This is a genomic window from Bacillus cereus group sp. MYBKT111-2 (assembly GCF_051915205.1).
GTDB classification, from domain to species: Bacteria; Bacillota; Bacilli; order Bacillales; family Bacillaceae_G; genus Bacillus_A; species Bacillus_A paranthracis.
This window is the reverse complement of record NZ_JBQAEG010000005.1, coordinates 134200-149922: the sequence shown is the minus strand read 5'-3', so window position 1 is coordinate 149922 and position 15723 is coordinate 134200. Positions and strand designations below refer to the sequence as shown.

Here is a 15723-nt window from a genome sequence, read left to right as displayed (position 1 = left end):
TGATAGGTGAGAGGGGCTATTCTCACCTATCGAATTAAAGTTCTGAAAATTCAGTTAAAAGGAGTGTTGAAATTGGAAAAACGTATCGTTTGTTTAGCTGGTGATGGGGTTGGACCGGAAGTTATGGAAAGTGCGAAGGAAGTATTGCATATGGTAGAAAGGTTATATGGTCATCATTTTCATTTGCAAGATGAGTACTTCGGCGGGAGTGCTATCGATTTAAATGGGCAACCATTACCACAACGAACGCTTGCCGCTTGTTTAGCAAGTGATGCGGTTTTACTAGGAGCAGTTGGTGGACCAAGGTGGGATAGTGCGAAAGAAAGACCAGAGAAAGGATTATTAGCTTTAAGAAAAGGGCTCGGTGTATTTGCGAACGTTCGCCCTGTAACGGTAGAAAGTGCAACGGCACATTTATCGCCATTAAAAAAGGCTGATGAAATTGATTTCGTTGTCGTTCGTGAATTAACAGGTGGGATTTATTTTTCTTATCCGAAAGAACGAACCGACGAAGTAGCAACGGATACACTTACGTATCATCGCCATGAAATTGAACGTATCGTTTCTTATGCTTTTCAATTAGCGAGTAAACGGAAGAAAAAAGTAACATCTATTGATAAGGCGAATGTTTTAGAATCTAGTAAACTATGGAGAACTGTAACAGAAGAAGTAGCACTTCGTTATCCAGATGTTGAACTAGAACATATTTTAGTAGATGCAGCTGCTATGGAGTTAATTCGGAATCCAGGACGGTTTGATGTAATTGTAACAGAAAATTTATTTGGGGATATTTTAAGTGACGAAGCTTCCGTATTAGCTGGATCATTAGGAATGCTTCCGTCAGCAAGTCACGCGGAAAAGGGTCCTTCATTATACGAGCCTATTCACGGATCGGCACCGGATATTGCCGGGAAAAATAAGGCGAATCCAATTGCGATGATGCGCTCTGTTGCCATGATGCTTGGACAATCGTTCGGATTAACGAGAGAAGGGTGTGCAATTGAAGAAGCGATTTCAGCAGTCCTTAAATTAGGAAAATGTACAGCAGATATCGGGGGGACTGAAACGACAACTTCATTTACGAAGGCAGTAATGCAAGAAATGGAAGAGCAAGCGCTAGTAGGGAGAGGAAGATAATGGGGAAAAGGTTGCTAGATAAACTTTGGGAAAGACACGTAGTTGCGACAAATGAAAATGGATTAGATTTATTATATATCGATCTGCACCTTGTTCATGAAGTAACGTCACCGCAAGCCTTTGAAGGCTTGCGGCTTACAAATCGAACGGTACGCAGACCAGATTTAACATTCGCAACGATGGATCATAATATTCCAACGAAAGATGTTTGGAATATTACCGATCGCATTGCGAAGCAGCAATTAGATACACTTCGGGAAAATTGTAAACAATTTCAGGTGCCGTTAGCAGATATCGGAGATGAAGAGCAAGGGATCGTTCATGTTATCGGACCAGAACTTGGGCTCACGCAGCCAGGAAAAACAATTGTTTGTGGTGATAGTCATACAGCAACGCACGGTGCGTTTGGCGCGCTAGCATTTGGTATTGGTACGAGTGAAGTGGAACATGTATTGGCAACGCAAACGTTATGGCAAAGAAAACCGAAAGCGATGGGAATTGAGTTAAAAGGAAAATTACAGAAAGGCGTTTATGCAAAAGATATTATTTTGCATCTCCTTTCAAAGTACGGTGTAGCAGTTGGAACTGGATACGTAATGGAATTTTACGGAGAGACGATTCAGGCTATGGAGATGGAAGAGAGAATGACGCTTTGTAATATGGCGATTGAAGGAGGAGCAAAAGCGGGTATTATCGCGCCGGATGAAAAAACAGTTGCTTATGTAAAAGGACGTAAATATGCACCGAGAGACTATGAAACTTTCGAGAAGAAATGGTTTGAACTTTATACAGATGCAGATGCAATTTATGATTTACATATTTCGATAGATGTTACAGATTTAGCGCCATACGTTACGTGGGGAACAAATCCGAGTATGGGAGTTCGTATTGATGAGAAATTGCCAGAAAAACATGATGTAAATGACGAAAGAGCATTTTCTTATATGGGATTAAGCCCTGGACAAAGTACGTATGATATTCCAGTTCAGCATGTTTTCATTGGATCTTGTACAAATTCCAGGCTCTCTGATTTAGAAATTGCTGCAGCTGTTGTGAAAGGGAGAAAGGTAAAAGAAGGTGTGCGAGCACTCGTTGTGCCTGGATCGAAAAGAGTAAGGGACGCGGCGATGCAAAAAGGACTACATCACATATTTGAAGAAGCGGGATTTGAATGGAGAGAACCTGGATGTTCCATGTGTCTTGGAATGAATCCAGATCAAGTACCTGAGGGAGAGCATTGCGCTTCCACTTCAAATCGTAATTTTGAAGGAAGACAAGGAAAAGGAGCAAGAACACATTTAGTTAGCCCAGCAATGGCGGCAGCAGCTGCGTTATATGGTCATTTTGTTGATACTAGAAAGGAGAGTTATGATGGAGCCATTTCGTATTCATAAAGGTACTGCCGCAGTACTTATGAATGATAACATTGATACAGATCAAATTATTCCGAAGCAATATTTAAAGAGAATTGAAAGAACTGGGTTTGGAAAGTTTTTATTTGATGAGTGGCGATATGATAATGAACGACACGAAAACCCTAATTTCCCACTAAATGCACCAGATAGAAAAGGAGCAAGTATATTAATTACAGGTGATAATTTTGGATGTGGTTCTTCAAGAGAACACGCACCGTGGGCACTTGCTGATTATGGTTTCCGCGTAATTATCGCGGGAGGGTTTGCAGATATTTTTTATATGAATTGTATGAAGAATGGTATGTTACCAATTGTAATGGATAAAGAAATGCGAGAAAAGCTTGCCAAAACGGATGCAAGAGAACAAATAGAAGTAGATTTAGAGAATGAAGTAATTACAACAAGTACGCACAGGTTTCATTTTACAATCGAGAAAATGTGGAAAGAGAAATTATTAAATGGTTTAGATGAAATTAGTATTACAATGCAATATGAACAAGAAATAAAAGAGTATGAAAGAAGGATAGCTGTATATTAAAAGATAACGGAATATTTAAAATGTATTTACATTCAGAATTAAGTATTATATACTATGTAAAAATTAGAGGAGAAAGGGAGTAAGTATTATGAAAACAATGCAATCTATTAAAATGCTTACACAACTACATCATCATACATAAAGCCCTTGAACCTAGCGTGAAAACGTGTAGGTGCAAGGGTTATTCCCGTTGTACCTACACGCTACTAAAGAGCCTTGTAGGTATATTTTATCTACAAGGCTCTTTTTATTTTCGGTTTAGGTGCATGAAATAAGCATACATTAGAAAGGGAAAGGTGTGAGAATTTCGATGACAAAATGGAAACGGGCAAATCCAAATGGAACGAGAGATTATTTATTCGAAGAATGTATGTTAATTGAAGAAGTGGAGCAAAAATTAAGGCGTACTTTTTTAGAGAGAGGTTATGAAGAAATAAGGACACCAACAATTGAATTTTATGATGTGTTCGCCTTTCAAAGCAGGCCGATAGATGAAGAAAAGATGTATAAATTTTTTGATGAAAAGGGAAGGATTATCGTATTGCGTCCAGATATGACAATTCCTTTAGCGAGAGTGATCGGAACGCAGAGGTGTGATACACCACTTAAAGTGACGTATAGCGGAAATGTATTTCGAGCGAATGAGTCCCTTACTGGAAAATATAATGAGATCGTGCAAAGTGGTATTGAAATTATCGGTATTGATAATGTAAGAGCTGAAATTGAATGTGTTATAAGCGTCATTCAATCACTTCAAAAGTTGAAGGTGCAATCTTTTACAATAGAGATTGGGCAAGTACAGTTATATAAATGTATTGTCAAAAAGCTCTCCATTCATGAGGAAGAAGAGAAAGTTCTTAGAACATATATTGAAAGTAAAAATTATGCCGCTTTATCCAATTTTATTAGAGATAAGAAATTAGATCGATGTGATGAAACAGTAAAGTTACTGGAGAAATTACCGAGGTTATTTGGGAATTTAGAAGTGATTGAGGAAGCAGAAAAACTCGCCTCAAGTAATGAAATGAAAATGGCTATTACAAGAGTGAAAGAAATATATGAAGCAATTGAAAAACTAGGCTATGGATCTTACATATCAATTGATTTAGGAATGATTCAACATTTGGACTATTATACAGGTGTTATTTTCAAAGGGTATATATATGAAATTGGAGAAGAAATTGTTAGTGGAGGAAGATATGATGAGTTAATTGGAAATTTTGGAGAAATGTTACCGGCTGTTGGACTCGCGGTGCAAGTTAATCAAATTGTAAAGGCGCTGCAAGAGCAGCAAGAGCCATATGAACGAAAGAGAATAGATATTATGATTCATTACGAGTTAAATAGATTAGCAGAAGCGGAACGATTACGAAATTTACTTCAAAAGGACGGGAAAAAAGTAGCGCTATCTTTATTCTCTAATTTAAATGATACTTTTCAATTTGCTAGAAAAAATCAAATTGTAACGGTCGTTGAGGCAAAGAACGAATCATTAGTGGAATATGTATGGAAAGAGAAATGGATCGTCCAGAAAGAAGGAGAAACTTCATGCGTAACATTCAAATTGCGTTAACGAAAGGGAGATTAGAAAAACATGTAATTCCGCTCTTTGAGCAGATTGGAATTGATTGTTCAGAGCTCAAAAATAAAGGAAGAAAACTTGTCTTTCAAAGTAAAAATACGGATATCTCATTTATTTTAGTGAAAGCAGTAGATGTTGCTACTTATGTAGAACATGGAGTAGCGGATATCGGAGTCGTTGGAAAAGATATTTTAATGGAAAACGAGAAAGATATTTATGAAATGCTAGATTTAGGAGTAGGCGTGTGTAAGTTTTGTGTCGCTTCTATTCCTACTTATAATCCGAAGAGCTACCGGAAGAAATGCATTGCGACGAAATATCCACATATTACTTCTAACTATTTTCATGATAAAGGAGAGGATGTAGAAATTATTAAAATAGAAGGTTCTGTAGAAATTGCTCCTATTCTTGGATTGGCAGATGCGATTGTTGATATTGTTGAAACAGGAAAAACATTACAAGAAAATGGACTCATTGTATTTGAGGAAATGTATTCTATATCTGCTCGAATGATTGTAAATAAGGCTGCATTAAAAACTAAAAAAGACGAAATATTCAGTATTATAAATATGATGGAGCAAGAAATTTTGTCAGGAAAATAGGGGGACTTGTAATGGAGATCGTTTTTGAAGATTTTCAAAAGGCGTTATCGAAAATAAAATTGCTACGAGAAAACGCTAATATAATAGAAGAAACTGTTCAAAGAAATGTAAGTGAAATCGTTCAAAATGTAAGGGAGAGTAGGGATGAGGCCTTATCTTTTTATACAAAAAAGTTTGATGGTGTAAAGATGAAAGAGTTTCGTGTAAGTGAAGAAGAAATAAAACGAGCGAGTATGTTTGTAGAGAATTCATTTTTAGAAGCGTTACAAGAGGCGAAGAAAAACATTATTTCGTACCATGAAAAGCAAAAAAGACAATCGATGTTCGATTGCGCGAGTAAAGGCATCATTAGAGGACAAATCATTCGGCCATTAGAGAATGTAGGCGTATATGTGCCAGGCGGAACTGCTTCGTATCCTTCGTCAGTATTAATGAATGTATTGCCAGCAAAACTCGCTGGTGTGAAAAAGATTGTAATGGCAACACCGCCAAGAGAAGGAGGAATTGATCCACATATTTTAGTTGCTGCAAGTCTTGCAGGAGTAGATGAAATTTATACGATAGGTGGTGCGCAAGCAATTGCTGCTTTAGCATACGGGACGGAATCGATTCCGAAAGTGGATAAAATAGTTGGACCAGGAAATTTGTACGTCGCTCTAGCGAAACGAGAAGTATATGGAATAGTAAATATTGATATGATTGCTGGACCGTCAGAAATTGTAGTTATTGCAGATGAAACCGGCAATGCAAAATATATTGCTGCTGATTTATTATCACAAGCAGAACATGACGAGAGAGCGACAGCAATTTGTATTACAACAAATATAGAGTTAGCAAAAGAAGTAGAAAAAGAGATAGAAAGGCAGTTAGAAACATTACCAAGAAGCGAAATTGCACGTGAATCAATAAAGAGAAATGGGGCCATTTTTATCGTTCCTTCTTTAGATGAGGCGCTAAATTTATCGAATGAAATTGCCCCGGAACATTTAGAGTTACATATAAAAGAACCGATGAATGCTCTAGCTTATGTGAAACATGCAGGATCTATCTTTCTTGGACCATATGCACCAGAACCGCTCGGGGATTATTTAGCAGGACCGAATCACGTGTTACCGACAAGTGGAACGGCAAGGTTTTTCTCACCGTTATCAGTCGATGATTTTGTGAAAAAATCAAGCTTTCTGTCTTATACAGAGGAAGCATTAAGAGATGTAAAACATCATATTGTAGAGCTTGCCGATAAAGAAGGGTTACATGCGCATGCGAGAGCAATTCAAATAAGATTTGAGGAGGAAGAATAATGCGTGAGTCTAGTCAAATACGTGAGACGACAGAGACAAAAATAAAATTAAGTTTACAGCTTGATGATGGGAAGAACGTTTCTGTACGAACGGGAGTTGGTTTTTTTGATCATATGCTAACTTTATTTGCAAGGCATGGAAGATTCGGTTTGCAAGTGGAGGCAGAAGGGGATGTATTCGTTGATGCACATCATACAGTTGAAGATGTTGGGATTGTACTCGGAAATTGTTTGAAAGAAGCATTGCACAGTAAAGAGGGGATTAACAGGTACGGCTCAGCATATGTACCGATGGATGAGTCTTTAGGCTTTGTTGCAATTGATATAAGTGGACGCTCATATATTGTATTTCAAGGAGAATTAACGAATCCGAAGCTTGGGGATTTTGATACAGAACTAACGGAAGAATTTTTTAGAGCAGTTGCTCATGCTGCCAATATTACATTACATGCTCGTATTTTATACGGAAGCAATACACATCACAAAATTGAAGCGTTATTTAAAGCGTTTGGTAGAGCGCTTAGAGAAGCAGTCGAAAGAAATGCCAACATTACTGGTGTAAATTCAACGAAAGGGATGTTGTAATTGATTGCCATTATAGATTATGGAATGGGAAATATTCGTAGTGTAGAACAAGCATTAAAGTATATTGGAGCAGCGTATATCGTAACGAGTGATAAAGAAGAGATTTTTAAAAGTGATGGAGTGATTTTACCAGGAGTAGGTGCATTTCCAAAAGCGATGGATGTATTGGAAGAAAAAGATTTAGTGCGTGTGTTACAAGAAATCGGGCGTTTCAGAAAACCACTTCTAGGTATTTGCCTAGGAATGCAGCTTTTATTTGAAAAAAGTGAGGAACTACAAGACTGTAATGGGCTAAGTTTATTGCCAGGCGTTATTCGAAAGTTAAAGGTTCCTTATAAGATTCCACATATGGGATGGAATGAGTTAAAGAAAGAGGGAGAAATAGCACTTTGGAATGGAGTAGAGGACGGTTCTTTCGTATATTATGTCCACTCTTATTACGCAGATTGTCCAAATGAAATTGTGTATGGAATAAGTGATTATGGAGTGAAAGTACCTGGTTTTGTAGCAAAAGGAAATATATACGGTGCGCAGTTTCATCCTGAAAAAAGTGGTGACATTGGCATGCAAATGTTGAAAAATTTTAAAGGAGTGGTAGAAACATGGAAATCTTCCCAGCTATCGATTTAAAAGAAGGGCGATGCGTTAGACTGTATCAAGGAGAATTTAGTAAAGAAACGGTAATGAATGAAGACCCAGTTGCACAAGCGATTATATTTGAAACATTTGGAGCGAAACGGTTACACATTGTTGATTTAGATGGTGCAGTTGCTGGTGAGTCGTTAAACTTGTCCGTCATTGAAAGAATTTGCAAGGCAGTACGTATTCCAGTGCAAGTTGGCGGAGGAATTCGATCACTTGTATCCGTAGAGAAATTATTTTCAGTAGGGGTAGATAAAGTGATTTTAGGAACAGCCGCTCTTTATGATAAGCCATTTTTAGAAGAGACAGTTCGTCTATATAAAGAAAAAATCATCGTCGGAATTGATGCGAAAAATGGTTTCGTAGCAACGAGAGGTTGGCTTGATGTGTCTGAAATTTCTTACATTTATTTAGCAAAACAAATGGAGAAGATAGGTGTTCAAACAATTGTGTTTACAGACATTTCGAAAGACGGAACACTTGCAGGACCGAATGTAGAGCAATTGGAGTTACTACAAAAAAGTGTTTCTACTCGACTTATTGCTTCTGGAGGAGTTGCATCTATTCAAGATGTGAAGAAATTAAATGATATGAATATATACGGCGTCATAATTGGTAAGGCTCTTTACGAGAAAACGATTGATTTAGAAGAAGTGCTAGAGGTAACAAAGTTATGTTAGCAAAACGCATTATTCCATGTCTAGATGTGAAAGAAGGGCGAGTGGTAAAGGGTGTGAATTTTATAGGGTTACAAGATGTCGGTGATCCTGTTGAAATAGCAGCTTTATATAATGATGCAGGAGCAGATGAAATAGTATTTTTAGATATTACGGCAACGCATGAAGGACGAAAAACAATTATAGATGTTGTAGAAAAAACGGCTTCAAAAGTATTTATTCCTCTTACAGTTGGAGGAGGAATTTCAAGTGTGAAAGATATGTACAATTTACTAAGAGCTGGAGCAGATAAAGTTTCAATTAACTCAGCAGCAGTGCGAAATTCAAAATTAATCGAAGAAGGGGCAGAGCATTTTGGCTCACAATGTATTGTTGTAGCAATTGATGCTAGAAAAGTAGCAGAGGATAAGTGGAATGTATATGTGAACGGCGGAAGAGTTGATACGGGAATGGATGCAATCGGGTGGGCAAAGCGCGTTACAGAGCTAGGCGCAGGCGAAATTTTATTAACGAGTATGGATGCAGACGGAACGAAAAACGGATATGACCTTCGTTTAACAGAAGAAATTTCAAAAAGTGTTTCCGTACCAGTCATCGCGTCAGGTGGATGTGGTCATGCTGATCACATTATAGAAGTGTTTCAAAAGACAACAGTTGATGCAGCGTTAGCGGCATCAATCTTTCATTACGGTGAGGCGACAATAGGGGACGTAAAGAGAAAGTTAAGAAATGCAAACGTCGAGGTGCGGCTATGAAACCTAACTTTTCAAAAGGACTATTACCAGCAGTTGTAATTGAAGAAGGTACAAAAGAAGTTTTAATGCTAGCTTATATGAATGAAGAAGCATATGAAAAAACGCTAAAAACGAAAAGAACATGGTTTTATTCTCGTTCAAGAAGGTCGTTATGGAATAAAGGAGAAACATCAGGTAATGTCCAACATGTGCAATCTCTTTATTTAGATTGTGATCAAGATGCAATCGTTGTTGTCGTAAAGCAAGTAGGGCCTGCATGTCATACGGGAGAAAAAACATGTTTTCATTACAAAATTATATAGGGGGATACATATGAAAAACGCCTTTACATTACTATTCGAAACAATTAAAGAACGAAAGAGAAATCCACTTTCTGAATCATATACAAATTACTTGTTTTCAAAAGGAGAAGATAAAATTTTAAAGAAAATTGGTGAGGAATGTACGGAAGTAATTATTGCATCCAAAAATAATGATAACGAAGAGCTAGTGAAAGAAATGGTTGATGTAATGTATCACTGCTTCGTTTTATTAGCCGAAAAAAATATATCATTAGAAGATATTATGGAGGAAGTGACAGAAAGAAATGGGAAGCTTTCGAGAGTAGGGGACAGAAGAGAAATAGATACATTATAGGGGGAATATGTATGAAGGTGGATTATCACATTCATTTAGAAGAAGGGCCATATTCAATAGGATGGCTAGCTAAAATAAATGAATCATTACAACATTATGAACCGCTAAAAGAAGAAAAACATTCTATGGAATGGCTTGTGAAAACACAAGAACGCCTGCAAAGACGTGTGAATGAAGGGCCATTTACAATAAAATGGATTGATTTATATTTAGAAGAAGCTTTGCGAAAAGGGATAAAAGAAGTTGGTATTGTCGATCATTTATACCGTTTTTATGAAGCGAAAGAATACTATGAAACATATGTTGATATTAGTGATTCGGGGCTTGGACGTTTACAAAAGGAATGGTTAGACCAAGTAAGGGTAGCTTCACTACATGATTTTACAAAGGCAATTGAAGAGGCGAAAGAACGGTGGAGTAAAAGAGGTGTTACGCTTAAACTTGGAATTGAAGCAGATTATTTTATTGGTGGTGAACAACAATTACAATCTTTACTCGCATTAGGAGATTTTGATTATGTAATTGGTTCTGTTCATTTTTTAAATGGCTGGGGATTTGATAATCCAGATACGAAAGAATATTTTAAGGAACATGACTTATATGCTTTATATGATACGTTTTTCAAAACGGTTGAGTGCGCAGTTCGTTCTGAGTTATTTGATATTATTGCTCATCTTGACAACATAAAAGTATTTAATTATCGATTAAATGAGAATGAACAACTTTCTTATTATAAGAAAATTGCGCGTGCATTAGTAGAAACAAATACAGCAACGGAAATAAATGCGGGATTGTACTATCGCTATCCTGTGCGCGAAATGTGTCCGAGTCCGCTATATTTACAAGTATTAGCTAAACACGAAGTTCCGATCACACTCTCTTCAGATGCTCATTATCCGAATGATTTAGGAAAATATGTGGAAGAGAATATAAAGACGTTACGTAATCATGATATTGCTCACTTAGCTACATTTACGAAACGAGTTAGAACGATGAGATTACTAGAAGAAGTAACAATTTCAAAATGATCACGATTTTTTGATGAAAACCCATCTTTTTGTTCAAAATAAGAAAGAATAAAAAGGAGGGTAAGAAATGTCGAAACAGCAAAATAAACAAAATGTACAAGGTGCACAGCAACAAGCGTATACTTCTGAAACGAATGCTACATCTCAATCCGTTATTGAGGAACAAATTAGTGATACGGTTGCAGAAGGAACGATCGATGTGAAGCTTGGAAAACAATCGCAAGAAAAAGCATAAGAAGAGGGGGAGACTTGCATCTCCTCTTTTTTTGTGGAAAAGTGTCGATTTTCAAAACTATAATCAAATTCCTTGGTTTTTATATGTGGATTTCTTACAATGAAAGATAAGAGAGATCTTATTTTCTATAGAAGAGGTGTTAGTAGTGGCAAAAATATTAGTAGCAGGGAAAATTCCAGCAATCGGATTAGAACTATTAAAGGATCATGATGTAGAAATGTACGATAAAGAGGAGTTAATTTCTTTAGATGAATTAACAGAGCGTGTAAAAGACAAAGATGCATTGTTAAGCCTACTTTCTACAAAGGTGACAAAAGAAGTGATTGATGCGGCACCTAATTTGAAGATTGTTGCAAACTACGGTGCTGGTTACGATAATATTGATTACTCATATGCCGAAAAAAAGGGGATTGCGGTAACGAATACACCGAAAGTATCAACGGAAGCTACTGCAGAACTAACATTTGCACTTCTTTTAGCAGCGGCACGTAGAATTCCTGAAGGTGATACGCTATGTCGTACAACTGGATTTAACGGATGGGCACCGTTATTTTTCTTAGGCCGCGAAGTACATGGTAAGACAATTGGAATTATCGGCCTTGGAGAAATCGGAAAGGCAGTTGCAAAGCGTGCGAAAGCGTTTGGAATGAATGTTTTATATACAGGACCAAATCGAAAGCCTGAAGCTGAAAGTGAACTGGAAGCAACATATGTAACATTGGAAGAATTATTACAAACCGCAGACTTTATTACAGTTAACTGTGCGTATAATCCGAAATTGCACCATATGATTGATGAAGAACAGTTCAAAATGATGAAGAAAACAGCGTATATTATAAATGCTTCACGTGGACCAATTATGCATGAAGCGGCACTTGCTCATGCTTTAAAAACAAATGAAATTGAAGGGGCAGCTCTTGACGTGTTTGAATTTGAGCCGAAAATTACTGAAGAGCTAAAAGGATTAAAGAATGTGGTACTTGCTCCTCACGTAGGAAATGCAACATTCGAAACGCGTGATGCGATGGCCGAAACGGCGGTAAGAAATATTTTAGCTGTATTAAATGGTGAAGAACCTGTAACACCTATAAATCAAAAAGTATTCGTTACAAAATAAAAAGAAACCTTCCGGAATCGGAAGGTTTTTTTATTTGTCTTTATTTGCTCTTTTAGATGGTCTTTGTCTAAGGAATTGAGATAGCATATACAAAATATATAGTGGAATAGCAATGAATAAGAAAACAGAAAAATTACCGAACCCTGTTTGGTACATTGTAATAATGATTCCCACTAAAAATAGTGTAATAATGATGCTATATCGTGGAATTGGTACATCTTTTAAACTTGGGATACGAATGCGGCTTACCATTAAAAATGCGAACGTTACAAATACTGTAATAAGAACGATTTTTGGAATGGTATGTGAAAATAATGTTAAGAAAGCAACAAGCCCTCCCGCTGCTGTAATCGGTACCCCAGTGAAATATTTCATTGAAGTAGAAGATGGTGTTACGTTAAATCGTGCTAAACGATATGCTCCGAAAAGAGGGAATAGCCCCGCTATGTATAGTCCGATGATTCCATAATTAGAGAAAGATGTGTAATACATGAGAACAGCAGGTGCTGCACCAAATGTTACGACATCTGCAAGCGAGTCAAGCTCTTTTCCCATTTGTGAATCAACACGTAATAAACGAGCAACGCGCCCATCAAGACTATCTAACATCATCCCGATAAGTACTAAAATAGCAGCTGATTTATAATATCCTAAAGATGCATAGCCGATTGACAAGAATCCACTATATAAATTTCCGAGCGTAAATAAGTTTGGAATAGCTGCTCTATACAAAATCTGATCCCTTGCTTTCTGTAATAAATTCTTAATTAGTGTATGAAAGTTTACTTATTTTATCATACCATAAATTTATTCCTCATACGAAAAAAATTCCCAATTTGTGAAAGATTTCATGGAAGAATGATTTGAAAAATAAGTGAAAAAAGAAGCAACTTTATAAAGTTGCTTCTTGTACTATTCAAATTTTGTTGTCATAGTTCCAGTTTTATACCGATTGTTAGGATCGAAACGTAATAAATCTCCATAAATGAGTTTGTCGGAAAGTTTTAATTCAGTTTTTGCTTTTTCAATATTCGGTTGACATAATGAAATGTCTGCTTCTTCACCTGTATTTCGTTTATAGCACATGTTTTTCGTATACACATAATCTTCCGAAACGAAGCTACCATCACGCATTACCATAAGTGGGTCTTCTTCTTTAATAAATAGATCAGTTCCAAATTCAACTGATTGATTTGTTTTAATACCAAGTAAATGGAGTAGCGTTGGTTTAATATCAATTTGACCAGATACTTTAGAAATGACTTTTCCTTCTTGACCAGGTACATGAATAATGAGAGGGACGCGTTGTAATTGCATAGAATCAAACGGTGTAATAGCGTCTTTCCCAAGGAACTGAGCCATAGCTGCGTTATGGTTTTCAGAAATACCGTAATGATCTCCATAAATGACAATAACTGAATTGTCATACAGTCCTTCATCTTTTAATTGTTTAATGAATAGTTTAAGAGCTTCATCCGTGTAACGAACAGTTGGGAAGTAACGGTTTACAACGCCACTTTCCGAATTAAACTCATCAACATATTGATCTTCTGGATTTAGAAGAAATGGAAAATGGTTTGTTAAAGTAATGAACTTTGTATAGAACGGCTGTGGTAAAGATTTTAGCTTTGGAATAGATTGTTCAAAGAACTCTTTATCTTTTAATCCCCAACCGACAGACATTTGTTCTGTGCCTACGTAATCATTCAAATTAAAGTAACGATCATATCCAAGTGCAGGATACATTACATCACGATTCCAAAACGCTTTATCGTTTGAATGGAAGACAGCAGAAGAATATCCGTATTTTTTTAATTGTTCGGGTGTCGCTGTATATTCATTTGTTGCGTGAGTAAAGAATACAGAACCGCGATCTAACGGATAAAGTGAATTTTCAACGATAAATTCAGCATCAGAAGTTTTACCTTGTCCTGTTTGATGATAGAAGTTATCGAAATAAAAACTATCTTTAATAAATTCGTTTAAAAATGGAGTAATTTCTTTTCCATTTATTTTTTTATTAATAACAAAACTTTGTGTAGATTCCATTGAAATCAAAATGATATTTTTACCTTTTGCAGCTCCAAATAAACCCTTATCAACTTGCTTATCTTTTGAGTCTGTATAGTTTTTAATTTCAGAGAACCCATCCCCACTTGCAAATACACGTTCAGCTGAAGATTTTGATTGAAGTGTAATATCGAATAGATGATATGTGTATAAACCTAAATTTTTCACGACAGTTTGACGATCGAATGAGCGTGAGAACATTTGTGGTTTATAAATAACAGAAACAACAATTTGTAGTGCTAATAGAGCTGTTACACCGCTAAAGAAAGTTCTCTTCTCAGAGCGAGAAAGCGGCGTTTTGTCGCAAAATGATGGGAATTTACGCGAAAGAAACATTAAGATGATCGCATCTGCGAATAACAGTAATGTTTTATACGTAAAGAGTTCTTTTATACTCGTCCCTAAATCAGCCATATTATTTGTTTGAAATAATACTGGGAACGTAACGAAATCGTTATAAAACCCATAAAACATTGCATTTCCAAATAAAATGAATGACAGTATAAAACTAATTCCAACTATAATGCGATTTCGGTGTTTAGATGCAAATAATGCAAAACCGAAAAATAAAAGTAAAGCAGCTAGTGGATTCATAAAAAGCATAAATTCTTCAAAGAAATTATCAATTTTAATATCAAACGCTAGCTTGTACACAATATATGTTTTTATCCATAATAAAACGACTGCAACGAGTGCGAATCGCAGTTTTGGAAACAGACGTTGTAGCATAATATACTCCTCTCCTAAAAAGCATGACGGTTCTTGTGGGCCTATTTGATTAGCGCCTCATTTTATATATACGAACAGTCCTTTATTATTATGTTTATTATACTATGAGTATCATTATACGAAAATAAAAGAGAGTTGTGGACTTTTTTATAACAATTGAGTAGAAAAAGGGCAGTAGGAGACAATAAAATGGAGTGTCTATGTATGATTATTATCGTGCGCGGAAAGAATCGTGTAACAATACGGAGGTTATAATGCGAAAATTATTATATTTTATAGTATGCAGTAGTGTTATACTTTTTGCTTCACCAAGTGTGTCGGTAGCAGAGTATGATGCACCTCTTATGGAAGATGCCCTTTATTCTGTGTTATTTCCGAAAATAAATAAAGCAATCGAAAAACAATATGGGAGCTTGAAGCCTTATCAATGCCCGAAAATTATTAGTTTAAAAAAAGTGTATAGCGGTACATATTTATTTCAAGCGAGTATTGAAGTGACTAAGTATGAACGTGTTGCAGGGAAAATTGCGCCACCATTTGAGAAGGTAACGATTACATTTAATAACGAAGAAGGTGAATGGGAAGTGACAAAGGTTTCAGTAAAGCGCTTACCAAACGATACGAAACTAAACTGTAAAAAAACAATATAAAAAATTGTTTGACAAATAAAATGGT

At 36.3% G+C, this 15723-nt stretch carries 18 protein-coding genes; 16 read left to right on the top strand and 2 right to left on the bottom strand.

All coding sequences use genetic code 11. The annotated features are described in order from the left end of the window. Positions 1–72: 72 nt before the first annotated feature. The 15 genes from leuB to ACTFNE_RS15905 all read left to right on the top strand — a co-directional run bounded on the left by leuB (position 73) and on the right by ACTFNE_RS15905 (position 12249). Positions 73–1137 (top strand): 3-isopropylmalate dehydrogenase, encoded by a 1065-nt coding sequence (gene leuB / locus ACTFNE_RS15975; protein ID WP_000415369.1) that lies wholly within the window; start codon positions 73–75, stop codon positions 1135–1137. Then, positions 1137–2531 carry a 3-isopropylmalate dehydratase large subunit gene (gene leuC, locus ACTFNE_RS15970; protein ID WP_000518108.1) on the top strand — a complete coding sequence of 465 codons (1395 nt, stop codon included), beginning with the start codon at positions 1137–1139 and terminating at the stop codon, positions 2529–2531. Before leuB ends, leuC begins: the two co-directional genes overlap by 1 nt. After that, the gene (gene leuD / locus ACTFNE_RS15965) at positions 2509–3090 is read left to right on the top strand and encodes a 3-isopropylmalate dehydratase small subunit (RefSeq protein ID WP_270706239.1); all 582 of its coding nucleotides are present in this window, start codon (positions 2509–2511) and stop codon (positions 3088–3090) included. Before leuC ends, leuD begins: the two co-directional genes overlap by 23 nt. A 310-nt stretch (positions 3091–3400) precedes the next feature. Further along, entirely contained in the window at positions 3401–4663 is a 1263-nt protein-coding gene (hisZ, locus tag ACTFNE_RS15960) for an ATP phosphoribosyltransferase regulatory subunit (protein ID WP_270706233.1), read from the top strand. Next, positions 4639–5274 carry an ATP phosphoribosyltransferase gene (gene hisG, locus ACTFNE_RS15955; protein ID WP_001244470.1) on the top strand — a complete coding sequence of 212 codons (636 nt, stop codon included), beginning with the start codon at positions 4639–4641 and terminating at the stop codon, positions 5272–5274. The genes hisZ and hisG overlap by 25 nt, the downstream gene beginning before the upstream one ends. Before the next feature lie 11 nt (positions 5275–5285). Continuing rightward, positions 5286–6575 (top strand): histidinol dehydrogenase, encoded by a 1290-nt coding sequence (gene hisD, locus ACTFNE_RS15950; protein WP_046197232.1) that lies wholly within the window; start codon positions 5286–5288, stop codon positions 6573–6575. Further along, complete coding sequence (gene hisB / locus ACTFNE_RS15945; protein WP_001209290.1) at positions 6575–7159, top strand: imidazoleglycerol-phosphate dehydratase HisB; 585 nt, start codon at positions 6575–6577, stop codon at positions 7157–7159. Before hisD ends, hisB begins: the two co-directional genes overlap by 1 nt. Further along, the gene (gene hisH / locus ACTFNE_RS15940) at positions 7160–7789 is read left to right on the top strand and encodes an imidazole glycerol phosphate synthase subunit HisH (RefSeq protein ID WP_046197233.1); all 630 of its coding nucleotides are present in this window, start codon (positions 7160–7162) and stop codon (positions 7787–7789) included. Continuing rightward, positions 7762–8481, top strand: coding sequence for a 1-(5-phosphoribosyl)-5-[(5-phosphoribosylamino)methylideneamino]imidazole-4-carboxamide isomerase (gene hisA / locus ACTFNE_RS15935; protein WP_046197234.1), 720 nt, complete (start codon positions 7762–7764; stop codon positions 8479–8481). The genes hisH and hisA overlap by 28 nt, the downstream gene beginning before the upstream one ends. Beyond that, positions 8475–9233, top strand: a complete 759-nt coding sequence (hisF, locus tag ACTFNE_RS15930; RefSeq protein ID WP_000880092.1) for an imidazoleglycerol phosphate synthase cyclase subunit — start codon at positions 8475–8477, stop codon at positions 9231–9233. Before hisA ends, hisF begins: the two co-directional genes overlap by 7 nt. Continuing rightward, positions 9230–9535, top strand: a complete 306-nt coding sequence (hisI, locus tag ACTFNE_RS15925; RefSeq protein WP_046197235.1) for a phosphoribosyl-AMP cyclohydrolase — start codon at positions 9230–9232, stop codon at positions 9533–9535. The genes hisF and hisI overlap by 4 nt, the downstream gene beginning before the upstream one ends. A 10-nt stretch (positions 9536–9545) precedes the next feature. Beyond that, positions 9546–9869 (top strand): phosphoribosyl-ATP diphosphatase, encoded by a 324-nt coding sequence (hisE, locus tag ACTFNE_RS15920; RefSeq protein WP_000786132.1) that lies wholly within the window; start codon positions 9546–9548, stop codon positions 9867–9869. Positions 9870–9880: 11 nt separating this feature from the next. Next, on the top strand, positions 9881–10897 hold the full coding sequence (locus tag ACTFNE_RS15915; protein ID WP_270706232.1) for a histidinol phosphate phosphatase domain-containing protein: 1017 nt from the start codon (positions 9881–9883) through the stop codon (positions 10895–10897). Between the two features lie 67 nt (positions 10898–10964). Continuing rightward, a complete protein-coding gene (locus ACTFNE_RS15910) occupies positions 10965–11132 on the top strand; it encodes a YozQ family protein (protein WP_000043572.1) in 168 nt (55 codons plus the stop codon). Between the two features lie 145 nt (positions 11133–11277). Then, the gene (locus ACTFNE_RS15905) at positions 11278–12249 is read left to right on the top strand and encodes an NAD(P)-dependent oxidoreductase (protein ID WP_052737298.1); all 972 of its coding nucleotides are present in this window, start codon (positions 11278–11280) and stop codon (positions 12247–12249) included. A 30-nt stretch (positions 12250–12279) separates the two neighbouring features. On the opposite strand, the gene pssA is transcribed toward ACTFNE_RS15905, so the two are convergent. Next, the gene (gene pssA / locus ACTFNE_RS15900) at positions 12280–12981 is read right to left on the bottom strand and encodes a CDP-diacylglycerol--serine O-phosphatidyltransferase (RefSeq protein ID WP_000285421.1); all 702 of its coding nucleotides are present in this window, start codon (positions 12979–12981) and stop codon (positions 12280–12282) included. A gap of 180 nt (positions 12982–13161) precedes the next feature. Further along, a complete protein-coding gene (locus tag ACTFNE_RS15895; protein WP_270706231.1) occupies positions 13162–15048 on the bottom strand; it encodes an LTA synthase family protein in 1887 nt (628 codons plus the stop codon). A gap of 200 nt (positions 15049–15248) precedes the next feature. Between ACTFNE_RS15895 and ACTFNE_RS15890 the strand changes: the two genes are divergently transcribed. After that, the gene (locus tag ACTFNE_RS15890; RefSeq protein ID WP_270706229.1) at positions 15249–15698 is read left to right on the top strand and encodes a DUF3888 domain-containing protein; all 450 of its coding nucleotides are present in this window, start codon (positions 15249–15251) and stop codon (positions 15696–15698) included. The last annotated feature ends 25 nt before the right edge of the window (positions 15699–15723 follow it).